This is a genomic window from Bradyrhizobium sp. USDA 4353 (genome assembly GCF_054063215.1).
The window spans coordinates 2,210,057-2,234,521 of sequence record NZ_JBSSGB010000001.1 but is presented as its reverse complement, the minus strand read 5'-3'; the positions used below and the strand labels follow the sequence as shown (position 1 = coordinate 2,234,521).

The following is a 24,465-nucleotide window of genomic DNA, read 5'->3' as shown; positions in this document are numbered from 1 at the left end:
CGACGGCGCGCCTCAGAGCGAGGCGGTGATGCCTCCGTCGACATACAGCACGTGTCCATTGACGAAGGAGGATGCGGCGGAGGCGAGGAAGATGCAGGCGCCGACCAGCTCCTCGACCTTGCCCCAGCGCCCGGCCGGCGTGCGCTTTTCGAGCCAGGCCGAGAATGCGGAATCGGCAACCAGCGCAGCGTTCAGCGGCGTGTCGAAATAGCCGGGCGCGATGGCATTGACCTGCAGGCCGTGCCTGGCCCAGTCCGTGGCCATGCCCTTGGTGAGATTCCCGACGGCGCCCTTGGTCGCCGTGTAGGGCGCAATCGACGGGCGCGCGAGCGAGGTCTGCACCGAGGCGATGTTGATGATCTTGCCGGCCCGCCTGGCGATCATGTGCCGCGCGCAGGCCTGGCCGACGTTGAAGACGGAGGCGATGTTGGTCTGTAGCAGACGCTGGAACGCCTCCTCCGGAAAATCCTCGAGCGGCGCACGGTGCTGCATGCCGGCATTGTTGACGAGAATATCGATCGGGCCGATCTCAGCCTCGAAGCGGTCGACGGCGGCACGCGCCGCAGCGTGATCGGTCACGTCGAAGCCGAGCACGCGCGATCCCTTGATCGCGCTCGCGGCCGCAGCAAGCTTGGCCTCGTCGCGGCCATTGAGCACGACCTCGGCTCCGGCATCAGCCAGGCCCCGCGCCAGCGCAAGCCCAATGCCTTGAGATGATCCGGTCACCAGGGCGCGACGCCCCGCCAGATCGAACAAGTCGACCGCCACTCTGCTTCCTCCGCTGCTGGTTTCGATCTGCGTTGCCCGAGGTTATCTTATCGATGGCAGCAGCCGTCAACGCTGTGGCCCGAGTCTCAAGTCCCAGATCGCTGGCCGTAATCACCTGGCAAGTGCAGCGGTGATCTCGGTGGCGGCGCGCAAACGCAATCAACCGTTGGCGCGTTTGGAAGTGATCGGCATCTGGGGGTTGGAGCGGGCGAAGGGAATCGAACCCTCGTATGCAGCTTGGGAAGCTGCCGTTCTACCATTGAACTACGCCCGCATGGGTCCATGCTTAGCCGAGACGCGGCGTTTCGCCAAGCGGGTTGTTGTCCCGGGCCAGAAGCAGCCTCCAGCGCCAGCGGTCGCCCGATCGTGATCGGCGCAGCGGGCGGCTGCTGGAACGGATGGCGCAGCCGCCGCCTTTGCCGTCGGAGACATTAGCCGCGCATCAGCCCTCACATGCGAGCCCTCGGCGAGCTCATGGCCTTCGCGGATTGGGAGAAGTGGCTGAAAGTCGCACTCGGATTGTGGCCGATCGCGGCGCCGTGCTTGTCGGCTTCGTCCATGCGCCGGCCATGCATGTGAGCATCGCGATCGGCATCGTCGTCACGTTCCTGAGCCTGCTCGAACTCTGGCTGGCGCATGATCCTGATTTCGCTGGCGATCGCCTATGAATGACGCACCGGTCGTCACGACGCGTGCTGCGTCGCATGTCACCATCACGATACCAACGACGACGATCGCGAGACGGCGCTTGACAACCACGACCCAAATCAGGGCAAACCCCGCCCCGGTCGTGCCGCTCTGTTAACATGTTGTTAACAAAATTGATGCGGGCGATCGCGACAGTGCTATGGTTGCGGCGTGGGGTTGGGGTGGCGTCATGGGGCGTGGGTATACGATCTTTGATACGGCCCTCGGCCGTTGCGGCATTGCGTGGAGCGATGCCGGACTCACCGGCATACAACTGCCGGAAGCGCGGGAAATCGAGACGCGTCGGCGTCTGTTCCGACAATTTCCAGAGGCACGGGAGCAGCGCCCGTGTTCAAATACTGAACTGGCCATCGAAGGCATCACCGCGATGTTGCGCGGTCAGGCTGTCGACTTCTCGGACGTCGCGCTCGATCTTGCCGGCGTAACGCCGTTCAATCAGCGCGTCTATGAGGCGATCCGCGCGATCCCTCGCGGTGAGACGCGCAGTGCTGACGAGCTCGCGGCGGAGCTGCACGTTCCCGGCGCGCTGAACTCGATCGCGCAGGCGCTGACGAAGAACGCGTGGGTTCTGATCGTGCCGTGTCATCGCGTTCGCGAGGTGGGCAACGGGCTCGACAGCTCGTCGCCCAACAACGGCATCATCTCCAAGCGGCGCCTGCTGTCGCTCGAGGGCGCCCGGCCGCACGCGGGCCTGACTCTGTTCGACGCATTTCTCGCGGCGGATCGGCGGCAGGCGTCGTAACGCTCTGCGGTGATCGCGGCCGAAGCCTCTCGCGTTTCGCCCGCGATGCCTTAGATTGGCAGCATGAGCGCAAGCCATCTGTTCGAAGGCCGGGACGTTACGGTGTCCGAGTTCCGCTGCACGGCGGTGCCGGGTGAGCGTCCCTATGCCGAGCAATTTACCGGCTATTCACTGTCCTATGTGCGCAAGGGCAGCTTCGGCTGTCATCACCGCGGCCGCTTCTTCGAGCTGGTGACCGGCTCACTGCTCGTCGGCCATCCCGGCGATGAGTTCATGTGCACGCACGACCATGTCTGCGGCGACGAATGTCTGTCGTTCTCCTTCGATGACGCTCTCATCGAGGAGATCGGCGACAAACGGCTCTGGCAGGCCGGCGCCGTGCCGCCCGTTCCGGAGCTGATCGTGCTCGGCGAGCTCGCCCAGGCCTCTGCTGTCCGCGAGCAAACGCTCGGCCTCGACGAAATAGGTCACCTGATCGCCAGCCGCTTCGTCGCGACAGTGAGCGGAGAGGCGGAACGGCCGGCAGCGCCGAGCCTGCGCGACCGCCGGCGCGCCGTCGAGAGCGCGCTGTGGATCGACGACAATGCCGACCAGGACATCGAGCTTGCGGATGTGGCGCGCGAAGCCGGCGTCAGCCCGTTCCACTTCCTGCGCCTGTTCGCAGCCACCATCGGCGTGACGCCGCACCAATATCTGATCCGCGCGCGGCTGCGCCGCGCCGCCCGGCGCCTCAGCGAAGAGGACACGCCAGTCACCGAGATCGCCTACGATGTCGGCTTTGCCGACCTGTCGAACTTCACCCGCACCTTCACCCGCGCCGCCGGCGTCTCGCCGCTCAAATTCCGCAAGGCCTCGCGCGGCGAGCGCAAGATTTTCCAAGAACGATTGCGCCGCCATTGATTGGATGATCCCGGCGCACGCGGCAGCCGCGTGCGAAGCATGGAGATCATCGATGTACGATCATATCGGGCTGAAGGTCCGCAATCTCGACGCCAGCGTCCGCTTCTACACCTCAGCGCTGGCGCCGCTCGGCCACATCCTCTGCTCGAAGGACGAGACCTCGGCAGGCATCGGCCCCAAGGGTGAGCCGGCGCTGTGGCTGTATCTCGACCGTGGCGCGAGCGGCGGCACGGCGCATGTCGCGTTCCGCGCCGGGGATCACGCGGCTGTCGCCAAGTTCCACAGCGAGGGGCTGAAGGCCGGCGGGAGCGACAATGGGGGCGCCGGTCCGCGCGCCGACTACAGCCCGACCTACTACGCGGCATTCCTGATCGATCCCGACGGCAACAACATCGAAGCCGTGTGTCTGTGAGGTCCTGGCCATGGCATCGATTCAGAAGGACATTCCGATCGCAGCCCCCGCGGCTGCCGTGTGGGACGCAGTGCGCGATTTCGGCGCAGTTCATACCAGGGTGGCGCCCGGCTTCGTGACCGATACCAAACTCGACGGCGACGTCCGCATCGTCAGCTTTGCCAATGGCAGCGTGGCGCGCGAGCAATTGGTCGACCGCAATGATGAACGCCGGCGCCTCGTCTATGCCATCAAGAACGAGCGCATCACCCAGCACAGCGCGTCGTTTCAGGTCATCCCGGACGGCGAGGAACGTTGCCGGGTGATCTGGATCACCGACGTGCTGCCGCACGAGATCGCTGGATATATCGAGCAGCAGATGGAGCTCGGCGCGCGTGCGATGCAGACGGCCTTGGGAAAGCCAGCCGTCTAGCTGGCGCGCCGCACCGGCGGGGCCTCTGCGACGGAGCCAAGCTCGGCCGTGACAACGGCCGGGCGCAGCTCCAGCGCGGCCGGCTTCGGTCCCCAGCGGGTCAGCATCACGCTCGCGAGCGTCGACACGCCGAGCAGCACCATCGACGCCGCCGCCAGCATGAAGAACTGACCTTCCGTTGCGGCACGGCTGAGGAGATAGCTTCCCCCTGCGGCGATGAAGACGAGCCGCGCGGTCTGCGCCAGCACCGGGCCGATGACCTTCGCCGCGCCCTGCGACGAGAAATACATCGCGATGGCGAGGCCAATGAAGGCGTACATCGGGGCTGCGATCTGCAGATAGTGCCGTCCGGCGCTGCGCGCGCTCTCGTCCTGGGTGAAGATGTCCACCCACAGCTGCGGGACGATCGCGATGATCGTCGACAGCAGGCCCATCGCGCTGAAGGACACCAGCCCCGCCGTCCAAGCGATCCGACGGGCCCGCGCGACGTTGCCGCCGCCGATCGCCATGCCGACCATCGGCACGGAGGCCATGCCGATCGAGAAGCCGACGGTGGTCATCATGAACTCCAGCCGCGCGCCGATGCCGTAGCCGGCCAGCACCGCGGTGCCGAAGCCCGCGAGCATGTGCGTGAAGATCGCGATCGACAACACCGATTGCAGCGGCGAGAAGCAGGCGACAGCACCCACTTTCAAAATGTCGGCGAACATCGCCCCGCTGATCTTCAGGCCGCGCAGCTTCGGCCTCACGCGCGCGCGGCCGGAGAACAGATACCAGCCCATCACCGAGATGCTGACGCTGAACGCAAGGAGCGCGCCGGCGGCGACGCCGCGCATGCCCAGGCCAAGACCGAGGCTCAGCGTTCCTCCGAGCACGATCTGCAGCAGCGCCGAGCTCAGGATCATGAACGACGGCAGCTTCATGTTGCCGGTGCCGCGCAGGATGCCGGCCATGGAGTTCATCAGCCACGGCAGCATCGCGCCGCCGAAGAAGATCTGCAGATAGGCCACGGCATGCTCCAGCACCGCGCCGCGGCCGCCGAGCACCTCCAGCAGAGCGGGGCCGAACACCAGCATGCCGACCATGAAGGTGGCGCCGAAGGTCAACGCGATCAGCAGCGCGTGCGAGGCCAGCGTGGAGGCGCGCTCTGTCTCCCCCGCGCCGAGAGCGCGGGCGATCGCCGAAGCCACGCCGCCGCCCATGGCGCCGCCGGACATCGTCATGGTAAGGATCACCAGCGGGAATACCAAGGCCATGGCGGCCAGGGCCTCGATGCCGAGGCGACCGATATAGGAGGTCTCGGCAATGACGACGCAGGTACCGGCGGAATTGGCGATAAGGTTCGGCCAGGCGAGCGACAGCAGCGTCTTGAGGATCGGTCCGTCGACTACGGTGTTCCGCGCCGGCTTCACGGGCGGCACGGGCCGCCCCTCGCCGACCGGAGTGTCGGCCAGTCCGATCTCGGACATGTTCGCTCCCCGCGTGGCTGCGGTTGATGTCGCAGCGCAATTGTCGTTCGTTCGTAGCACATCGCCCCGTGCGGCGGACGCATTGGGGGTACGCGCGCCGCGCGCAGCCGCGGCTCTACAGGCGGAAGTGCTTCGAAAGCTTCAGACCCTGGGCCTGGTAATTGGAGCCGATGCGGCTGCCATACATCGCGTTCGGACGGGCGAGCATCTTCTCGTAGACGAGGCGGCCGACGATCTGGCCATGCTCGAGGATGAACGGCACCTCGCGCGAGCGCACCTCGAGCACGGCGCGGGAGCCCTGCCCGCCGGCGCCGGCATAGCCGAAGCCGGGATCGAAAAAGCCGGCATAGTGGACACGGAATTCACCGACCAGCGGATCGAACGGCACCATCTCGGCGGCGTAATCCGGCGGCACCTGCACGGCTTCCTTGGAGGCCAGGATGTAGAACTCGCCGGGATCGAGAATGAGGCTGCCGTCGGGCCGCGCCTTGATCGGCTCCCAGAACTCCTCGACCGGATAGCCGCCGCGGCGATCGACATCGACGACGCCGGTATGGCGCTTGGCTCGGTAGCCGACGAAGCCATTGGCATTGCTGCCCGAGAGGTCGACGGACAGCGCAACGCCGCCGGCGAGATCGGCATCATCACGATCGACCAGCCGTTCGGCGTCGTGCAACGCGATCAGCTCATCCTCGGACAAGACGGCATCGCGGTAGCGGAAGCGGACCTGGGAGAGGCGGGAGCCTTCGCGCAACAAGACGGGAAACGTCTTAGGGCTGATCTCGGCATAGAGCGGGCCGTGATAGCCGGCGCCGATCATGTCGAAGCGGCGGGTGCCGTCGGCGATCACGCGGGTAAAGACGTCGAGCCGCCCGGTCGAGCTTTTCGGATTGGCGGCGGCGACGATGTCCTTCGGCAGCGCGAGGCTCTCCAAAAGCGGCACGATGTAGACGCAGTTGGTCTCCAGCACCGCGCCGTCGGCCAGCGCGATCTCGTGCAGCTTCAACTCGTCGATGCGCTCGGCGACTGTGGAGCCCGGCCCCGGCAGGAAACTCGCGCGCACCCGATAGGCGACGTCGCCGAGCCGCAGGTCCAGGCTCGCCGGCTGGATCTGGCTCTCGACGAAATCATATTCCGGAATGATCAGGCCGGCCTCGGCCATCGCCACGATCATGCGGTCGGGCAGGATGCCATGGGCGTCGGCGGGAAGCGAAAACGGCAAGACCTTATCCTTTGCCGGAATGGCGGCTATGCGAGCCTATATAGGGTCTTTTGACCGGTTATCCGATGGCTGGCTTGACGGAAAGGCCGGGGAAGACTAAGAGCACGACTTATCCCGTGGTGATTTGAGCCGGCCGGCTTGCAGCCACGTTAAATAAGTCGCTAAACAGGCCGGGGACGATTGTGATCCCGGCCGTGAGGAGTTTCCCAGGCCGGTTTTTTTGTGCCCATCGCGCACCGCGCGGTGGTCACGATGGAGGTCACATGTCCAATTCTCCTGCGTCGAAGTCGCCCGCGTCGTTCGCTCACTATCGTCCTGAAACCCGGCTGGTGCATTCCGGCGGCCTGCGCTCCGAATTCGGCGAGACCGCCGAGGCGCTGTATCTGACGCAAGGGTTCGTCTACGCCACCGCCGAGGAGTGCGAGGCGCGCTTCAAGGGCGAGGATCCCGGCTTCATCTATTCGCGCTTCTCCAACCCGACCACGGCGATGTTCGAGCGCCGCATGATCGAGCTCGAAGGCGCCGAGGCCTGCCGCTCCGCAGCCACCGGCATGGCCGCCGTCACCACCGCGATCCTCGCGCCCTTGCGCGCGGGTGATCACGTCGTCGCTGCGAAGGCTCTGTTCGGCTCGTGCCGCTACGTCGTCGAGGATCTGCTGCCGCGCTACGGCATCGAGTCGACCTTGGTCGACGGGCTCGATCTCGACCAGTGGCAGAACGCGGTCCGGCCGAACACCAAATCGTTCTTCCTGGAGAGCCCGACCAATCCGACGCTCGACGTGATGGACATTCCGGCGATCGCCGAGATCGCGCATGCCCATGGCGCGCGGCTGATCGTCGACAACGTGTTCGCCACCCCGATCTGGCAGAGCCCGCTGGCGCTCGGCGCCGATGTCGTCGTGTACTCCGCGACCAAGCATATCGACGGCCAGGGCCGCTGCCTCGGCGGCGTGATCCTGTCGTCGGAGGCGTTCATTGCCGAGCACATCCACAATTTCATGCGCCAGACCGGCCCGTCGATCTCGCCGTTCAACGCCTGGGTGCTGCTGAAGGGGCTGGAGACTCTGGCAGTGCGTGTGCGCGCGCAGACCGACACGGCAGCGAAGGTCGCGGACTTCCTTGCCGCGCATCCGAAGATCTCGCGGCTGATCTATCCGGGCCGCGAGGACCATCCGCAGGCCGCGACGGTCAGGAAGCAGATGCGCGCCGGCTCGACGCTGGTGGGCTTCGAGGTCAAGGGCGGCAAGGCCGGCGCGTTCCGCACGCTGAACGGGCTCAAGCTTGCGCGCATCTCCAACAATCTCGGCGACTCCAAGACGCTGGTCACGCATCCCGCGACGACCACGCATCAGCGGCTGTCGCCGGAGGCCCGCGCGGAGCTTGGGATCAGCGAGGGCTTCATCCGCTTCTCCGCCGGCCTCGAGCATGCCGACGATCTGATCGAGGATCTCGACGCGGCGCTGCGGGCCGCGTAGCGCTGTAGAGCTGTCGCATGTGACCATCGCAGTGGTGCGCTCGACCCTCTCCACATCGTCATGGCCGGGCTTGTCCCGGCCATCCACGCCGTTCGGCACGCTGAGAACGACGTGGATGCCCGGGACAAGCCCGGGCATGACGGAATACCTAACTGCGGGGAGTTGTCGATCGCGACAGCCCCGGATTTTCATATGCGATAGCCCTGCTACTCGTCCTCGTCACATCGGCCGATAGGTCAGCACTTCTGACGGCTGGTTGATGCCGAGCTTGACCTGGCCGACGGAGCGGATGATGTCGTCGCCGAGCAGCTGGGCGAAGCAGGCGTAGCCCCAATCGCTCATGTGCAGGCCATCCGAGATCACGAACTCATTGATCGGAATCGCCTGCCTCTCGTGCCAGTCGCGCATCACCTCGAAGCGCGGGAAGATGCCGGCGTGATGCAGCTCGGCGATGCGGCCGAGCAGCTTGTTCATGCGGCTGGCATTCTCCGGGCGCTCGTTGACGCGCGGCGAATATTGCAGATCGACCAGCACGACGTCGGAGGCTGCCGCCTGGATCTTGGCGACGCCATCCTCGACCAGCTTGGCGGTCTCGGTCGGATCGAGATCGCGCAGCACGGCATTGGTGCCGACCTGCCAGATCACGAGATCCGGATGCCGGTCGATCACCGACGTCTCGAGCCGCTTCATCATCTCCGGCGCGTCCTCGCCGCCGACGCCGGCATTGATGACGCTGATGTCGGCCATCGGATATTGCCGGCGGAGCTGCGCCGCGAGCCGGTTCGGATAGGTGTAGTCGGGCGTGCTGGCACCATAGCCCTGCGTCGATGACGAGCCGAAGGCGACGATGACGACCGGCAAGCCCGATGCGAGCTTGTTGGCGACGTGCGGCAGCGAGATGAAATTCTTTTTCGCGACGCCCTTCGGCGGCAGGCACGGCACCCGGTTGAAGATGTCGGTGGCGGATTTGGCGACCTGCTTGACCTTGTCGATCGCGCGCTCGGTGATGCTGCGCGATGGCGTGGCGGCCATGACCGGCGCATTCGCCGGCGACTGCGCATCCGTCATGGCCGGTGGATTTGACGGTGCCGGTTGCGATGTCTTGGCAGCGGGGTTGACGGCGGCGATCGGCCCGGGGGCCGGATTGGCGGCTTGAGCCACCGTGACGTGGCCGATGGTCGGACGCAGCTCGCTGACCGCGAGCGCATCGGCAGCCTCGGCGCCCTGCGCGCGTGGCGGGCTGATCGAGAGAGCCATCAACAGGGCCGCGACAGCCGAAAGCGTCTCCCATGTCCCAGATACGCGGTACAATTTGTTCGAAGACATAGACAACATAACCCTAGTTCTGCTGCGCCGGGCCGAGATGCGCCGCGTCGATGATGAACTTCGACAGCGCCCGTCCGAGGCAATCATGAACCTGCTTGGCCAGCTCGACCCCATGCGTCGGATTGAACAGGTCGAAATCGCCTTGTTCGTTCCATTGCCGCATGATGGCGAAGCGATCGAACAGCGGGATATCTCGCTGCTGCGCGACGACCCGCATGTTGTCGACATAGGGCGGCACGGAGATCAGCGTCTCCGTCCGCGGGCTGTATTGCAGGTTCATCAAGACGACGTCAGCTCCCGCTTTCTGCAGCGTCGCCACACCGTCGTCGACGGCCTGACGAAACTCATCAGGATCGATCGACCGCATGGCATCGACCGTTCCGGTCTGCCAGATGACCAAATTAGGCCTTTTTCCTTCCACCAGTTTAACAAGATTGCCAGCGATTTCCTCTGCCGTTTTCTTCGGCTGCAGCTCGACGCTGAGATTGACGGTGACGGCCGGCAGCTTGTCCTTCAGCGCGGCCTGCAGGCGGGCAGGATAGGCAGCGGCGTCGGAGGTGCTCACGATGGAGGATGAACGGCTGCCGACCACCAGGATCTCGAGCGTCCGGCCGTTCTTGACGGCCTCTGCAACCTTGGGGAGCGGACTCTCGGTGGTCAGCAGGTAGGCCGGAACCTCGCAGTTCTGCGGCGCATCTTCGGCGCGCACGGAGGCTGCCAGCGTCACCGCCAGCGCTGCGATACCAAACCTTAACCACGAGACGGACTTCATCAGCCCCCTCCCGCCAGATCGGCGTTGCTGCGCACACCTTTTCGCGCAGCGCCCTTATCGGCCTCACGCTTGTACCATGAAATCAGCGAGGCCACTCCCCACATGATGAGGATGCCGCACAGGCTGATCACCGCGTGCATCATGGCGCCGCCCGACACTTCGGCAAGCACGAAGTGTCCGGCGAACGCCAGAAACACGCCGAGACAGAAGATCTCCAGCGAGTGTTGCCCGCAAACAATCAGCGGACGCAGCCACGGCGACTTCAACAGCGGCCAATCCTTGCGCAAATAATGCACCGTGAGTGCTGCAAGCGCGAGGAAATGCGCGAAGCGCAACACGTCCAGGTCTGTCTTGTCGATCGGATACATCCACTGCTCGATTCTGCGCGGCATCAGATGGCCGAGCTGCGGGATGTACCAGGTCAGGGTCACGCAGAAGGCGGCCACCAGATAGGCGACACAGAGCCCGAGCGTGATCGGTGAGTTGATGATGCGCGACATGCGTTGCGCGCCGCCAAGCGCGCACCACGCCCCGAACACGAACAAGAGCTGCCAGGCGAACGGGTTGAAGGCCCAGAAGCCGTTCGGATAGGCGGTCAGATAGAGATCGAGCTCCCAGGTGACCGCGTAGAGAACGACCGAGAGCCCGAGCGTCACATCCGGGCGCCAGCGCATCAGCCACAGGATCAAGGGCAGGAACAGCATCAGCACGATGTAGAGCGGCAGCACGTCCATGTTGACGGGCCGGAAGCGCAGGATCAGCGCCTGCACGATGGTCACGTCGGGCTGCTTCAGGAAGTCCATGATCCCCATCTCTTCGGTGTAGAGCGGGTTCTCGAAGCTGGTCGCGACGTAGGAGATCTCGGCGAGGAAGATCGTGAACAGGAAGACGTGGGCGACGTAGATCTGCCAGACCCGGCGCAGGATGCGCGCGGTGGCGACGATGAAGCCGGCATCCTGCATCGCCCGCCCATACACGAAGGCGGCCGTGTAGCCGGAGATGAAGATGAAGATCTCGGTGGCGTCGGAGAAGCCGTAGTTGCGGATCGTGAACCAGGTCAGCAGGTTCGGCGGCAGATGATCGATGAAGATCAGCCACAGTGCCAACCCGCGGAACAGATCGAGCCGCAACTCGCGCTCGCCGACCGCTGGGAAGGTGATCGCGGGCGACACGGCCTTTGCCGGCGACGCAATCGCCGGTGCAGCCGCGATGGCAGGCGCAGCCGTGCTCGCAGCCGCGACGGTCTCCGCAGCCGGTGTCGGGGCGGCAGCGGCGGATGGTCCGGAAAGGCGATCGGCAATCGACGTCATCAGGCACCACGTCAAGGCTGCCAGCCCGAAAGGCCCGGCAAGGGGAATGTAGGGCTGCGCAATTTTTGCGCAAGCGATGAAGGACTTATCAGCAGAGCCGTGCCCAGTTTTCGGCGCATGGCCCAGACCTTCGGTCCGAAAGCTCGATCCAGAGGTTGGTTCACAAGCCTGGCCAACAGCTTGAACGACAGCCGAGCCAGGAACTCCCTCGCGACACCGGAGGCGACTGCGTGATGCCAACAAGGCCGTATCGCCACCGCATGCCCTGCGACGATGCCCTGCCCCACTCCGTGAGCCGTCAGACGGAGGATGCAGAGCACGCGCAGAGTCCGCGATTTTGGTGCCATAATCCGGAACTGTGTTGAAACCACGATGGCGTTACGATTGGTTCCGCGACAAGTTTCCGCTACAATGCATCCATGTACCGCGCCGTGACTCGCCACATCGAAGTGACCGTCGAACCGAACTTCCTGCCAGAGAAGTCGTCGGTCGCGGATGGCCGCTGGTTCTGGTCCTATACGGTGGTCATCACCAACACCGGCAAGGAGACCGTGAAGCTGCGCAGCCGGCACTGGATCATCACCGACGGCGCCGGCCGGCAGCAGGAGGTCCGCGGCGAGGGCGTGGTCGGCGAGCAGCCGGTGCTCGCTCCCGGCGAGCGCTTCGAATACACCTCCGGCGTCCCACTCACGACCGCCTCCGGCTTCATGTCCGGCTCCTATCAGATGGAGACCGCCGGCGGCGAGCAGTTCGACATCGCGGTGCCCGCGTTCTCGCTGGACGGCCCTGATGCCGGCAAGCGGGTGTTGAATTAGTCCGGCAAACATTGGGTTCGATCGGCGCACCATCGTGCATTTGATTGGCCGAATGCTGCTCTCGCGTTTCACTCGCTCGCTCTCTTCCGGCCTGCCGTACCTGTCGACGACATCCACCGCTGTCGTCCCGGGCAAGCGTCCGGCAACGCGCCAGCGTTGGCGGATGCGCCGACCCGGGACCCATAACCACAGGATCCGGTTTGGCGATGGCTGGAGCGGTGACTTTGTCTTACCGCCACCGCCGGTGGTTATGGGTCCCGGCTCGAGGCCGGGACGACACCGTGGGTGTCGAACCAGGGCGCGTCACCCCTGACAGGCGCATGAGCTGAGAGTCCAAGATCACGCCAAGCATCTTCGTTCTCGCCACGCATCCCCCGCCCGAGCTTTGTCCATTCGTTCGCCCTCCAACAGAGGGCGCAGGGAAGGCCAGGCCTCGGCTGAGGCCTGCGGCCCGCCTGCGAGAAAAAATGCAGGCGGCAGGTACCACAGGTTCAGCCGGACAGACCCGGCCCTCCCTGCGCGATCGGTTTTAACGGCTGCTTCGCGTTCTCCCTGGTGCGCCGGGCTTGTTGGCCACCATCCCCACGCGAGGCGAAGGCCTGGACGTGAGTTGATATCAGCTTCGGGATATCAGGACCGCGCGACTTGACCGTGCGTGCATCGCCGTTCGTCCGCGCAGGAGACCCACGCTGCGCCGACACACGCCCATCGCATCCCACTGCCAACGTCTCGTGACGGTCGCGACACGCCCCTCATGCGGCAGCAGGGACGCGCGGAAATGTGCGCCTGATTTGCCCGACGGCACAAGCTGTTTGTTGCTGCGACAGAGCAGCGCGACGGGCAAGGTGAGCGTCGTCAAAGATCCGAAGATCGCGAACTAACAACCGTAGCACGTGAAGAGACCGACACCATGCCAGTGACTGCGCCCTCTCCCCTTGTGGGAGAGGGCATGTAGGAGAGCGCGGCGCACTCGGTTGGGTGAGGGGTCTCTTTCCACGAGTCTCACTCGCGGAAACCACCCCTCACCCAACCGCATTCGCAGATGGGCCGAACATGCCCTCTCCCACAAGGGGAGAGGGCACTGCGTCTACCAGCGAAACTGCCGAGCTGACGCCGCTTGTGACGCTTGGACGCCGCCTCAATTCTCCGTCACGCCCGCTTCGTGCGGCGTGAACTCATAGACCGAGGAGCAGAACTCGCAGGTGACGACGACCTTATCGTCCTTGACCATGTCGGCGCGGTCCTCGGGCGAGAAGCTCTTCAGCATGCTGGCGACCGCATCGCGCGAGCAGGAGCAGCGCGCCTGCAGGGGCACGAGATCGAATACGCGCACGCCGCGCTCGTGGAAGAGACGATACAGCAGCCGCTCGCCAGATAGCGCGGGATCGATCAGCTCGACGTCCTCGACGGTCGCGACCAGCGACTGGCCCTCGACCCAGGCCTCGTCCTCCTCGACCTCGTGCAGCTCGGTGCCTTCGGGGGCATCGCCGGGAGGCAAATCAGCCTGGCGCAGGCGCTCGGGCGCTTGCGGCAAAAATTGCGTCAGCAGGCCGCCGGCGCGCCAGCGGTGCTTGCCGCCGCTCCACTCCTCGCCGACGGCGAGGCGGACGCGGGTCGGGATCTGCTCGGAGCGCAGGAAGTATTCGTGCGCGGCCTCCTCCAGGCTGCCGCCGGTCAGCGCGACCAGCCCCTGGTAGCGGCTCATATCGGGCCCCTGGTCGATGGTCATCGCCAGATGGCCCTTGCCGAGCAGGCCGCCGGAGTCCTTGGCCTCGCCGAGGCGCGCCTCGTCATAGCGCGCATAGGCGCGGAGCCGGTCGGGGGCCTGGAAGTCGACCACCAGGAACGACACCGGACCGTCGGTCTGGGTCTGCAGGATGAAGCGGCCGTCGAACTTCAGCGCGGAGCCGAGCAAGGTCGTCAGCACGATGGCCTCGCCGAGCAGCTTGCCGACCGGCGCGGGGTAAGCGTGCTTGGTGAGGATGTCATCGAGCGCCGGCCCCATCCGGGTGAGCCGCCCGCGCAGATCGAGCGCGGCGACCTCGAACGGCAGCACGGCGTCGTCGACCGGCACGGCGGAGGGAGCGCGGCTGGTGTCGAGGTTGATGTTGATGTCGGGGGGATTGGCTGTCATGGGGCGTATTTGGGGATCGAGCGCGGAAAGTGAAGGGGTTTGTGGAACTAGCGCATATGGCGGGGTCCGTATACCTCTGCTGGCGAGGATCAGCCCGCGTTGGAAGGGGTGGGTTCATGTCGTCGACACCGCATCATCGCCAGACCAGCAAGCGTATCCGCAACTTTGCCAAGGCGATGCGCCGGGGACCGACTGATGCCGAGGCCGCGATGTGGCGGCTGCTGCGGGACCGGCGACTGTCGCAGTTCAAATTCCGCCGGCAAGTGCCGTTCCAAAACTACATCCTCGACTTCGTCTGCTTCGAGCGGAGGCTGGTGATCGAAATCGATGGAATTCAGCACACTGATGCGTGCAGTGATCGGACGAGAGACGAGGTGCTTGCTCGCGAGGGCTTCAAAGTTGCGCGGTATTGGAACAACGATGTGCTTCAACAGCGAACCGCCGTGCTGGAGGACATCCTCGCCAAGCTGAGCGAGCGGAGAGCGCCCTCTCACCCCGCCGCGCCTAGCGTGCCGCGCGATGTTGACCCAGAATCGAACTAATTCGATCCACGTAGGACGATCGAACCATAAGTCACCGCAGTGCTCATGACTGCGCCCTCTCCCCTTGTGGGAGAGGGCATGTAGGACGGTTCGGCGAGTTCGCTCGGGTGAGGGGTTCTTGCCACAAACTCATTCCTGAGCCCGGAGCGACCCCTCACCCGGTTTCCATGCTCCGCATGGAAACCACCCTCTCCCACAAGGGGAGAGGGTGCACCGACCGTGCCGCAAGATATCGGCCATCGAAGACGAATTAGATCCGGTTACGGAGGTCGAACGAGTAAGCCTCGGCAGTGCTCATGATTGCGCCCTCTCCCCCTGTGGGAGAGGGCATGTAGGACGGTCCGGCGAGTTCGCTCGGGTGAGGGGTTCGTGCCGCAAATTCAGGCCTGCGCCCGGGGCAACCCCTCACCCGGATCCGCGGCTCAAAGATTGGCTAACTACTCGCGCCTGGCGGCAACAAGCTACGCCCGCTCCCCAAAACACCAAGCGAGGATGCCCTTCTGGGCGTGCAGGCGGTTTTCGGCTTCGTCGAAGACGACGGACTGCGGGCCGTCGATCACCTCGTCGGTGACCTCCTCGCCGCGATGCGCCGGCAGGCAGTGCATGAAGAGGGCCTCGGGCTTCGCCAGCGACATCAGCTTGGAATTGACCTGATAGGGCTTGAGCAAATTGTGGCGGTGCTCGCCGTCCTTGTCGCCCATCGACACCCAGGTGTCGGTGATGACGCAATCGGCGTTCTTCACCGCGACGTCCGGGTCGTGCCCGAGATGGATGTCGGCGCGGGTGGCGCGGATGAAGTCCTTCATCGGCTTGCCGGGCGAGAGCTGCGGCGGCGTGGCGACGTTGAGGCGGAACTTGAAGCGTTCGGCGGCGTGCGCCCAGGAGGCCAGCACGTTGTTGTCGTCGCCGGTCCAGGCCACGGTGCGGCCCTCGATGGGCCCGCGATGCTCCTCGAAGGTCATGACGTCGGCCATCACCTGGCAGGGATGCGAGCGCCGGGTCAGGCCGTTGATGACCGGCACGGTGGCGTGCGCGGCGAGCTCGAGCAGCGCCTCGTGGCTCAAGATGCGGATCATGATGGCATCGACATAGCGCGAGAGCACGCGCGCGGTGTCGGCGATGGTCTCGCCGCGGCCGAGCTGCATCTCGGTGCCGGTCAGCATGATGGCCTCGCCGCCGAGCTGGCGCATGCCGACGTCGAACGAGACCCGCGTGCGCGTCGACGGCTTGTCGAAGATCATCGCCAGCACCTTGCCCTCGAGCGGCTTATTCGCCGGCTCGTTGGACTTGAGCGTCTTCTTCATCCGGCTTGACAGCGCCAGCATGTTGCGCAGCTCCTCGACCGGCATCTCGGTGAGATCGAGGAAGTGACGCGGCGTGTTGCCCATGGTCTTGCTCATGATGCGGCCGCCTGCTTGCCAGGACCGCCCGACAGCGCCGTGCAGGCGCGATCGAGCATCTCGACCGACTGTTCGATTTCGGATTCATTGACGATCAAAGGCGGCAGGAAGCGCACGACGTTGTCGCCGGCGCCGACCGTCAGCAGCTTCTGCTCGCGCAACGCGGCCACAAGATCACCAGAGGGCACCACCGCCTTGACGCCGATCAACAGGCCCTCGCCGCGGATCTCGGAGATGACATCCGGATGACGATCGACCACGGCGGCGAGCTTCTGCTTCAACAGCAGCGACATCTTGCGGACGTGATCGAAGAAGCCCGGCGCCAGCATCACGTCGAGCACGGCATTGGCCGCCGACACCGCGAGCGGATTGCCGCCGAAGGTCGAGCCGTGCGAGCCGGGCGTCATGCCGGAGGCGGCTTCTGCCGTCGCCAGCACCGCACCGATCGGGAAGCCGCCGCCGAGCGCCTTGGCGAGCGACATGACGTCGGGCGTGACGCCGAGCCAGCGATGCGCGAACAGATCGCCGGTGCGGCCCATGCCGGTCTGCACTTCGTCGACGACCAGCAGCAGGCCGTGCTCGTCGCAGAGCTGGCGCAGCGCCTTGTAGAAGGACAGCGGCGCGGTGCGCACGCCGCCCTCGCCCTGCACCGGCTCGATCAGGATGCCGGCGGTGTGCGGGCCGATGGCCTTCTTCACGGCTTCGAGGTCACCGAGCGGAACCTGATCGAAGCCGTCCATTGGCGGGCCGAAGCCATCGAGATATTTCGCGGAGCCGGTCGCGGCGAGCGTTGCCAAGGTGCGGCCGTGGAACGCGCCTTCGAACGTAATGATACGGTAGCGTTCAGGATGGCCCTTCGCCGCGTGATATTTGCGCGTGATCTTGATCGCGCCTTCCATCGCCTCGGCGCCGGAATTGGCGAAGAACACGTAGTCGGCAAAGCTCTGCTCGCAGAGCCGGGTGGCGAGACGTTCGCCGTCCGGGCTCTTGAACAAATTCGACATGTGCCAGAGCTTGGTGGCCTGCTCCTGCAGCGCCTTGACCAGATGCGGATGCGCATGGCCGAGCGAGTTGACAGCGACGCCGGAGGTGAAATCGAGGTAGCGATCACCATTGGTCGCGATCAGCCACGCGCCTTCGCCGCGTTCGAATGCGAGATCGACCCGGGCGAATACGGGGAGAAGATGCGTAGCAGCAACACTTGTCATGGCGATCACATGAGCTGACGGGTGGCCGAGACACGCGCCATGCGATGCCATCGCGCATCAGGGACCCCACCCTGGAAAACAAAATGTGCCGCCTTTTCAAGGCGGCACGTGCACCTATTGTATGCGGGCGGCGTTGGGAGTCAACTACGCGTCGTTTGAACGATTGGCGCCGGTCCGTGAGATCACGGGCGCATGACATAGCTCAAAACATGCAACACGGAACCGCGGAATGTGTGGACGGTGACCACCGACTCTTGCGCGAGAGTCACGCCATATTGTAGCGTTTTCAGCGTCGAGTACGACATCTCGTGCGGCAGTTCTGATCCCTCTAGGAGTTCTTGAGTTCGCGTAACGTCCGGGTGCTTCACGCGCTCCCGGCGAGGGATAAGGGATTCTGCCGGCAGGGGTTTTTGAGACAGATATCGCAGCGCCGTCCCAGAATTGGCCGGCATACGCGAAGGGAAAGGTTCGATGACGGTATTGACCTGGTCCGACGATCGCGTCGAGCAGTTGAAAAAGCTCTGGGAGGCCGGACTGTCGGCCAGCCAGATCGCCGCGGAACTCGGAAACGTGACGCGCAACGCCGTGATCGGCAAGGTGCACCGGCTGGGTCTGTCCGGCCGCGCCAAGAGCCCGGCCACTGCGGCGCCGCGCCAGCGCAAGGCGGCGGCCCGTCCCGCACAGCCGATGATGCGCGTGGCGCGCCCGGTGGCGCGCGGCAACACCGCGCTCGCACAGGTTTTCGAGGTCGAGGCGGAGCCCGATCCGGTTGCATTCGACAATGTCGTGCCGATGAACCAGCGGCTGTCGCTGCTGGAGCTGAACGAGGCGACCTGCCACTGGCCGGTCGGCGATCCCTCGAGCCCGGACTTCTTCTTCTGCGGCGGCAAGGCGCTCGCCGGCCTGCCCTATTGCGCGCAGCATTCGCGCGTCGCCTATCAGCCCGCGGCCGACCGCCGCCGCCAGCCGGCGAAGTCGACGTCGCGCTGAGGCGGCCTAACTCATAACGAGGATTATGGCCCGGCCTGCGCCGGGCCTTTTGCATGTCGGCAGATCAGGATGCGCGCGCCGAGCGGGACTGCGGGAAGCAGGCGGTGAAGGACGCGCCGTTGCGCGGCACGCTCTCGATCAAGAGCCGGCCGCGATGGCGGTTGAGGATGTGCTTCACCAGGGACAGGCCGAGGCCGGTGCCGCCCTGCGCGCGGCTGTCGCCGACATCGACGCGATAGAACCGCTCCGTCAGCCGCGGCAGATGCTCTGGCGCGATGCCCGGGCCGAAGTCGCGCACCTTGACGCGGACCTCCGGCGCATTGTCGGCTGAGACGGCTTGCTCCAGCGAGACGATGACGCGGCCGCCCGAGGCGCCGTATTTGAGCGCGTTCTCGATCAGGTTCTCGAACACGCGCAGCAGCTCCTCGCGGTCGCCGGCGATGGTCACCGGCGCCTCGGGAAGCGCGGTCTCGATCACCACCTGGCGCTCCCTGGCGAGCGGCTCCAGGCCATCGGTGACCTGGCGGATGATGGTGACGACGTCGACCATGCTGTGCGGCTGGACATGCGCCGACAATTCCACCCGCGACAACGACAGCAGATCGTCGATCAACCGCGCCATGCGCGTCGCCTGGATGTGCATGATGCCGAGGAAGCGCTCGCGCGCCTTGGGATCGTCCTTGGCCGGGCCTTGCAGGGTGTCGATGAAGCCGGAGAGCGCGGCGAGCGGCGTGCGCAGCTCATGGCTGGCATTGGCGACGAAATCGGCGCGCATCTCCTCGACCCGGCGCAGCGGCGTCAGGTCGTGGAAGGTCATCAGCATGCATTTGTCGGTGCTGCCGAACGCGGTCGGCACCGGGACCGGCACGATAACCAATTCCATCCAGCGATCGACCGGCACATGGTCGTGATAGCTGGCGCGCCGCGGCTCGGTGGTGGCGATGGCCTCGCGCAGCGCGGTGATGATCTCGGGCGTGCGCAGCGCAAACTGCGCCAGCTCGCCCTTGCGCAGCGCCGGCGCGAGCTCCGCCGCGGCGGCATTGAGGTGGATGACGCGGCCGGCGCGGTCGAGCAGCACGGCGGGATCGGGAATGCCGTCGACGACGGCGCTGACCGCGGGCGACTCCACGGGATTGGCGAGCCGCTCCTCCTCGCGCTTGGCGACCGCGCCGTGCAGCCGCCATGGCACCAGCGCCGCGCCGGCGATGCACAGGAACACGGCAAGCGCGCGCAGCGGCAGCAGCTCGTCGAGCAGCACCAGGCCCGCCAACGCCAGCGCGGCGGCCAGCAGGATGATGGCGGAATGCCGCAGCCGGTCCGGCCACGGCGTGAAGATGGTCATCGGGGGTTGGGAGGGAGCGTCGAGCGCCATCGCGTCCTAATTGGCTCCCTTGATCGCGTCAGGCACCGGAATCGCTGCGTTTCCTCACAAAAGCGGCCTCGGGCGGAGGGCTCGGGTCGAGACTGAGCGCCGCCTGGCGCAGCCGTTTCGACCGCGCGCTGATGATGACCTCACGAAACGTCAGCAAGATTACAGAAATGAGAAACGGCGCCAAATAATACAGGATCCGGAACAGCAGCATGCCGGCCAACAGCTCCTCGCGGTCCATCTGCCAGAGGCCGACCAGCATCGCGGCGTCGAACACGCCGAGCCCGCCCGGCGAATGGCTGGCGAAGCCGAGCAGGGTCGCGGAGACGAAGATCACGGCGACGACGATGAAGCCGAGATTGGGCTCGTCCGGCACCAGCACATACATCGCGAGCGCGCAGAAGCCGAGATCGACGATGCCGATCGCGATCTGCAGGAGCGTCAGCGGGCCGCCCGGCAGCACCACGGTCCAGGGCCCGCGGCCGACCACGCGCGGCTTGGTCCAGACCCAGGCCACATAGCCCATCAGCCCGACGAGGATCGCGATGGCGGCCATGCGGTTGACCCAGGGCGGCAGCTGGTCGATCGAGGCCGCGGCCTCCGGATGATAGCTGATGCCCAGCCCGAGCACGGCGGCGTTGCCGAGCCAGAACGTCAGTCCGGCGAGAAAGCAGATCTTGGCGACGTCGATCGCGTTCAGCCCATGCGCCGAATAGATCCGGTAGCGCACCGCGCCGCCGGTGAAGACGCTGGCGCCGACATTGTGGCCGATCGAATAGCTGGTGAAGGCAGCCAGCGCGTTGATGCGATACGGCACGTGGTCGTGGCCGATCGCGCGCACGGCGAACAGATCGTAGAAGGTGAGTGTGAAATAGCCGGCGGCGACGAACAGAGCGGCCAGCGCGATCTGGTGCGGCTCCGTGCTCTTGATGGCTTCCAGAACCTCATAGGTGTCGATGCCGCGCAGCATGTGGTAGAGGACGTAGCAGGCGACCGCGATGACGGCGATGCTGATCAGCACGCCGAGCTTGTGCAGCACTTGCTTCTCGCGCAGGAACGTGGCCGCTCCGCGTATGGCTTCAAGCATCGACACCTCTCACCGTGATCCGATCACGACGGCCGGGAACAGGGCGCCCTAGAGGTCGCCACGTCATGTGCGCAACCAACGCCCTCGTAGCGCGTTTCGGCGCATTGGGGAACACGGAGCGTCTGAGCAAAAGCGTACACATCGATATACTTAGCAGGCTTCGCGGAAATGCGATGCACCGTTTTGCCGCACATGGGGCAAGATACGGGGCAAGATACGGGGCAGCAGATGAGGCCGACGGAAGTGCCGTTCAGCCTGCGCACGCCGGGTTAAACTTCGGTGAGGAGCAGCCGTCGCGGCGGGTCGTCCTGGACGGGGAAAGGACATGGTTAAACGATAAGCGGCGGACGCCGCTTTGAAAGGCTCCGGCGGCGTCAAACCTTCGTGTCTCCAGGCAGCAATGATGCTACCCGCCGCCCGCGAGCGAGCACGCAGGTGCAATGATTGCGAAAGGATCGCAGGAAGGCGGGTCAGGCCGCCGAGCGCTGCCGCATGCTGCGCGTGACCACCAGGGCGCGCAGCCAGGTGCCGATGGCGCAGCCGACCAGATACGGCACGAACATCACCAGCAGCAGCTCGAGCCAGTAGCCGGCCCGGCCCGGGATCAGGCAGGCCACGGCGGCCGCGACCAGACCGGCGGCGAGCGCGGCCAGCAGCCAGGTCAGCCAGCCGGAGACGCGGGGTGCGCGATGCACTACGGCAACCCAGCCCATGGCGAGCCCGATGGCGAAGGCGCCGGCCAGCCAGCCCCCGTGAAAGGCAATGAAATAGGCCATGCTCACCTCACCATGAATTCGATGCGCCGGTTCTGCGCGCGGCCGTCGGCGGTGTCGTTGGCGGCGATCGGCTGGGTGCTGCCATAGCCGATCGCGCTGAACCGGTCGGCCGGCAGCCCGGCCTTCACCAGATAGTCCACCACGGCCTGGGCGCGCTTCTGCGACAGCACCTGGTTAGCCGCCGAGTCACCCTCGGCATCGGTGTGGCCGATGATCTCGACATTGGCGGTGGGGCAGCGGAAGGCGATCTCGGCCAGGCGGTCGAGCAGCCCGGTGGAGTCGCGATCGAGGTCGCTGCGGTTGGTCTCGAAGCGGATCTTGGCCTTGCCCAGCACGTCCGAGAACAATTGCTGGCACACCGTCGGGTCCACCGGGGCGGCCGCCGGCTTGACCGTGATGTCGGCCTTCACCTGCCAGCCCTGCGGGACCTCCTTGGCGAGGCCGGTCCGGATCTGGGCGGCGGCGGCGTCGTAGAGCGCGTCGCCGGAAATCTTGATGTCGCGGTCCGACACCACCAGCGTGCCGGTCGACAGCCGCGACAGCGCCCCCAGCGCCGGCACCACCGCGTTGACGAAATTGGCCGGCGCGCCGACGCTGTTCTTGAGATTGTCGACGACCTTCTCGCTGAAGAATTTGCGCGAGGACGAGCCGACCACGACGGCGTGGATGTTCTCGTCCGGCACATTGCCGGCGAGCGTCACGGTAACCGCGACCGGGTCCTTGTAGGCCTGGAAGATGTAGGGCGGCGCCTTGACCTCGTTGCTGGCGACCTTGAACCCCTCCGGCAGCTTGGCCAAGGCCGTTGCGATCGCTTCGCGGCCGCCGAGCTCGCGCGCCATGCCCGTCAGCGTGACCTCGCCGTCGGAGAGCGTGAACTTGCCGTCCTTGAGCTTGCCGATCTGGCCGATCAAGAGCAGCGCGGCCTCCTCGAAGCGTTGCGGCGCGCCGCGGGCGAGGCCCATCTGGTCCGCCACCTCGACGCCCGGAAGCGCCGCCCGCGTGGCCTCGACCAGCCGGCCCTTGAGCGCCGGCAACGGCGCATTGCCGCCCAAGGTCACCCGGACGACGTCGCGCTCGGCCGACCAGACGAACGGCTTGGCCTCGGGCACGAGCCGGGTCTGGTCATTGACGAGCCGCACGCCGTCCACCGCATCGACAGCCGCCACGGCGTCGCGCCGGCCGGCCTCCGAGAACGCATCGGCGCGCACCGAGACGTCGCGGCCGTCGACCGTGATGCTGGTCTTGTCGAGCACGGCGCCCTTGAGTGCGGCCGAACTGCGGCCGGCGAGATCAGTCTCGAGCGGAACGGTGCTGGTCCAGGCGGCAAAGCCCCAAAGCACGATCAGCGGGATGACGCCAGGCCACCATTTGCCGCTCCACCTGAAAAGTCCACGCATTCGTCATCCGTCGCATCGAGGAAGCAGAGAGAAAACAAACCCTTGCAGGCCTGTCAAACCGGAAATGAACGCACCCCTCACGGGACCCTTGCGGCCACGGGCTAAGGTTTTCTTCAATCATTCATCGGTAACCTTGTCCCGACAGTCACCGGGCCGCTTATTTCAGATGAGGCGATTTCGCAAAACCTTTATCCGCGCCGGCCTGGAAGCGCTGTATCTCAGCGGCGCCCATGTCTGGCTGCGACCGATTTTCTCAGGCGTCGGCGCGATCTACACACTGCATCACGTGCGACCGCGCCGCGACGCCTGCTTCCAGCCCAATTGTCATCTGGAAGTCACGCCCGACTTCCTGCGCGAGATGCTGTCGCATCTGCGTGATCATGACATCGAGATCATCACGCTCGACGAGATGCATCACCGGCTCGTGGATCGCAACTTCGCGCGCCGCTTCGCCTGCTTCACCTTTGACGACGGCTATCGCGACAATCGCGACTTCGCACTACCTGTCATGCGCGAGTTCGGCGCACCGTTCACGATCTACGTCACCAGCGATTTCGCATCAGGCCGCGGCCGGCTGTGGTGGATTGCGCTCGAGCTGATCGTGGCGAAAGCGGACATGATCGAGGTCCAGATCGGCGGCCTCGCCTTGCGGCTCGACGCATCGACGCCGGCGGCCAAATGCGTGACCTTTCAGCGCCTGCACGACTGGCTTCGATCGCTGCCCGGCGAGCATGATATCCAGCGTGAGATCAGCGCGCTTTGCGCGCGTCATGGCATCGACGAGACGTCGATCTGCCCGGAGCTCTGCATGTCCTGGGACGAGCTGCGGGCGCTCTCGGCCGAGCCGCTGGTCACGATCGGCGCGCATTCGATCAGCCACTGCAATCTCGCCAAGCAGACCGAGGACACGGCGCGCCACGAGATCGTCGAGAGCCGGGCGCGGATCGAGACCGAGCTGCAGCGCCCGGTGCTGCACATGGCCTATCCCTATGGCGATCGCGCCGCCGCGTCCCAGCGCGAGTTCGTGCTGGCGGCGGCGTGCGGCTACAAGACGGCGGTCACGACGCGTCCGGGCATGGTCTTCGCCGAGAGCGCCGAGCATCTCACCGCGCTGTCACGTGTCTCGCTCAACGGTCATTACCAGGACGCCCGCGTGCTGCCGGTGCTGACCTCGGGCGCCGCGACCGCGATGTGGAACGGTTTTCGCCGTATCGACGCCGCGTGATCGGCT

Annotated in this window: 22 protein-coding genes, 1 tRNA gene, 1 pseudogene and 1 riboswitch; of the genes and pseudogenes, 10 read left to right on the top strand and 14 right to left on the bottom strand. The window is 65.6% G+C overall.

All coding sequences use genetic code 11. The features are described from left to right. Positions 1-12: 12 nt before the first annotated feature. Together ACVILH_RS09965 and ACVILH_RS09960 are read right to left on the bottom strand one after the other, a co-directional pair. Positions 13-768, bottom strand: coding sequence for an SDR family oxidoreductase (locus ACVILH_RS09965; protein ID WP_456712737.1), 756 nt, complete (start codon positions 766-768; stop codon positions 13-15). Between the two features lie 200 nt (positions 769-968). Next, positions 969-1,042 (bottom strand) — tRNA-Gly (locus ACVILH_RS09960). Positions 1,043-1,239: 197 nt separating this feature from the next. Here ACVILH_RS09960 and ACVILH_RS09955 point away from each other — a divergent pair. From ACVILH_RS09955 to ACVILH_RS09935, 5 genes and pseudogenes are all read left to right on the top strand, one after another. Further along, positions 1,240-1,436, top strand: a pseudogene (locus tag ACVILH_RS09955) (SPW repeat domain-containing protein); the annotation flags it as partial. Between the two features lie 209 nt (positions 1,437-1,645). Next, a complete protein-coding gene (locus ACVILH_RS09950; protein WP_456716926.1) occupies positions 1,646-2,218 on the top strand; it encodes a methylated-DNA--[protein]-cysteine S-methyltransferase in 573 nt (190 codons plus the stop codon). A gap of 63 nt (positions 2,219-2,281) precedes the next feature. Beyond that, complete coding sequence (locus ACVILH_RS09945) at positions 2,282-3,118, top strand: helix-turn-helix transcriptional regulator (RefSeq protein WP_456712736.1); 837 nt, start codon at positions 2,282-2,284, stop codon at positions 3,116-3,118. Positions 3,119-3,170: 52 nt separating this feature from the next. Next, positions 3,171-3,530: a VOC family protein gene (locus tag ACVILH_RS09940; protein ID WP_456712735.1), complete on the top strand. Its 360-nt coding sequence runs from the start codon at positions 3,171-3,173 to the stop codon at positions 3,528-3,530. Between the two features lie 10 nt (positions 3,531-3,540). After that, entirely contained in the window at positions 3,541-3,942 is a 402-nt protein-coding gene (locus ACVILH_RS09935) for an SRPBCC family protein (protein WP_456712734.1), read from the top strand. Here the strand turns inward: ACVILH_RS09935 and ACVILH_RS09930 are convergent. Together ACVILH_RS09930 and ACVILH_RS09925 are read right to left on the bottom strand one after the other, a co-directional pair. Further along, entirely contained in the window at positions 3,939-5,411 is a 1,473-nt protein-coding gene (locus tag ACVILH_RS09930) for an MATE family efflux transporter (RefSeq protein WP_456712733.1), read from the bottom strand. The genes ACVILH_RS09935 and ACVILH_RS09930 overlap by 4 nt on opposite strands. Before the next feature lie 115 nt (positions 5,412-5,526). Next, on the bottom strand, positions 5,527-6,633 hold the full coding sequence (locus tag ACVILH_RS09925; protein WP_456712732.1) for a 2'-deoxycytidine 5'-triphosphate deaminase: 1,107 nt from the start codon (positions 6,631-6,633) through the stop codon (positions 5,527-5,529). A 106-nt stretch (positions 6,634-6,739) separates the two neighbouring features. Then, positions 6,740-6,819: riboswitch (SAM riboswitch) on the top strand. A 77-nt stretch (positions 6,820-6,896) separates the two neighbouring features. Between ACVILH_RS09925 and ACVILH_RS09920 the strand changes: the two genes are divergently transcribed. Continuing rightward, positions 6,897-8,108 carry an O-succinylhomoserine sulfhydrylase gene (locus tag ACVILH_RS09920; RefSeq protein ID WP_456712731.1) on the top strand — a complete coding sequence of 404 codons (1,212 nt, stop codon included), beginning with the start codon at positions 6,897-6,899 and terminating at the stop codon, positions 8,106-8,108. A 219-nt stretch (positions 8,109-8,327) separates the two neighbouring features. Here ACVILH_RS09920 and ACVILH_RS09915 read toward each other — a convergent pair whose 3' ends face one another. The 3 genes from ACVILH_RS09915 to ACVILH_RS09905 are packed head-to-tail and all read right to left on the bottom strand — an operon-like array spanning position 8,328 to position 11,516. Continuing rightward, on the bottom strand, positions 8,328-9,434 hold the full coding sequence (locus tag ACVILH_RS09915) for a GDSL-type esterase/lipase family protein (RefSeq protein WP_456712730.1): 1,107 nt from the start codon (positions 9,432-9,434) through the stop codon (positions 8,328-8,330). 13 nt (positions 9,435-9,447) lie between these two features. After that, entirely contained in the window at positions 9,448-10,206 is a 759-nt protein-coding gene (locus tag ACVILH_RS09910) for an SGNH/GDSL hydrolase family protein (protein WP_456712729.1), read from the bottom strand. Next, positions 10,206-11,516, bottom strand: a complete 1,311-nt coding sequence (locus ACVILH_RS09905) for an OpgC domain-containing protein (protein ID WP_456712728.1) — start codon at positions 11,514-11,516, stop codon at positions 10,206-10,208. The genes ACVILH_RS09910 and ACVILH_RS09905 overlap by 1 nt, the downstream gene beginning before the upstream one ends. Positions 11,517-11,935: 419 nt before the next feature. Here ACVILH_RS09905 and apaG point away from each other — a divergent pair, with 419 nt between their 5' ends. Next, a complete protein-coding gene (apaG, locus tag ACVILH_RS09900; protein ID WP_456712727.1) occupies positions 11,936-12,331 on the top strand; it encodes a Co2+/Mg2+ efflux protein ApaG in 396 nt (131 codons plus the stop codon). Between the two features lie 1,138 nt (positions 12,332-13,469). Here the strand turns inward: apaG and ACVILH_RS09895 are convergent. After that, positions 13,470-14,465 carry an Hsp33 family molecular chaperone gene (locus ACVILH_RS09895; protein ID WP_456712726.1) on the bottom strand — a complete coding sequence of 332 codons (996 nt, stop codon included), beginning with the start codon at positions 14,463-14,465 and terminating at the stop codon, positions 13,470-13,472. Positions 14,466-14,581: 116 nt separating this feature from the next. On the opposite strand from ACVILH_RS09895, the gene ACVILH_RS09890 reads away from it, so the two are divergent. Next, the gene (locus ACVILH_RS09890) at positions 14,582-15,007 is read left to right on the top strand and encodes an endonuclease domain-containing protein (RefSeq protein ID WP_456712725.1); all 426 of its coding nucleotides are present in this window, start codon (positions 14,582-14,584) and stop codon (positions 15,005-15,007) included. A gap of 461 nt (positions 15,008-15,468) precedes the next feature. On the opposite strand, the gene argF is transcribed toward ACVILH_RS09890, so the two are convergent. Together argF and ACVILH_RS09880 are read right to left on the bottom strand one after the other, a co-directional pair. Beyond that, entirely contained in the window at positions 15,469-16,395 is a 927-nt protein-coding gene (argF, locus tag ACVILH_RS09885) for an ornithine carbamoyltransferase (RefSeq protein ID WP_456716925.1), read from the bottom strand. An 8-nt stretch (positions 16,396-16,403) separates the two neighbouring features. Then, positions 16,404-17,615, bottom strand: coding sequence for an acetylornithine transaminase (locus tag ACVILH_RS09880; protein ID WP_456712724.1), 1,212 nt, complete (start codon positions 17,613-17,615; stop codon positions 16,404-16,406). Positions 17,616-18,086: 471 nt separating this feature from the next. On the opposite strand from ACVILH_RS09880, the gene ACVILH_RS09875 reads away from it, so the two are divergent. Beyond that, complete coding sequence (locus ACVILH_RS09875; protein WP_456712723.1) at positions 18,087-18,605, top strand: GcrA family cell cycle regulator; 519 nt, start codon at positions 18,087-18,089, stop codon at positions 18,603-18,605. A gap of 64 nt (positions 18,606-18,669) precedes the next feature. On the opposite strand, the gene ACVILH_RS09870 is transcribed toward ACVILH_RS09875, so the two are convergent. The 4 genes from ACVILH_RS09870 to ACVILH_RS09855 form a co-directional block, all read right to left on the bottom strand. Further along, positions 18,670-19,977, bottom strand: coding sequence for an ATP-binding protein (locus ACVILH_RS09870; protein ID WP_456712722.1), 1,308 nt, complete (start codon positions 19,975-19,977; stop codon positions 18,670-18,672). Positions 19,978-20,005: 28 nt separating this feature from the next. Beyond that, positions 20,006-21,061, bottom strand: a complete 1,056-nt coding sequence (locus ACVILH_RS09865) for a lysylphosphatidylglycerol synthase domain-containing protein (protein ID WP_456712721.1) — start codon at positions 21,059-21,061, stop codon at positions 20,006-20,008. Between the two features lie 470 nt (positions 21,062-21,531). Beyond that, positions 21,532-21,837, bottom strand: coding sequence for a hypothetical protein (locus ACVILH_RS09860; RefSeq protein WP_456712720.1), 306 nt, complete (start codon positions 21,835-21,837; stop codon positions 21,532-21,534). Positions 21,838-21,839: 2 nt separating this feature from the next. After that, a complete protein-coding gene (locus tag ACVILH_RS09855; RefSeq protein WP_456712719.1) occupies positions 21,840-23,234 on the bottom strand; it encodes an OmpA family protein in 1,395 nt (464 codons plus the stop codon). A 166-nt stretch (positions 23,235-23,400) separates the two neighbouring features. Between ACVILH_RS09855 and ACVILH_RS09850 the strand changes: the two genes are divergently transcribed. Beyond that, on the top strand, positions 23,401-24,459 hold the full coding sequence (locus ACVILH_RS09850; RefSeq protein WP_456712718.1) for a polysaccharide deacetylase family protein: 1,059 nt from the start codon (positions 23,401-23,403) through the stop codon (positions 24,457-24,459). Positions 24,460-24,465 lie beyond the last annotated feature (6 nt).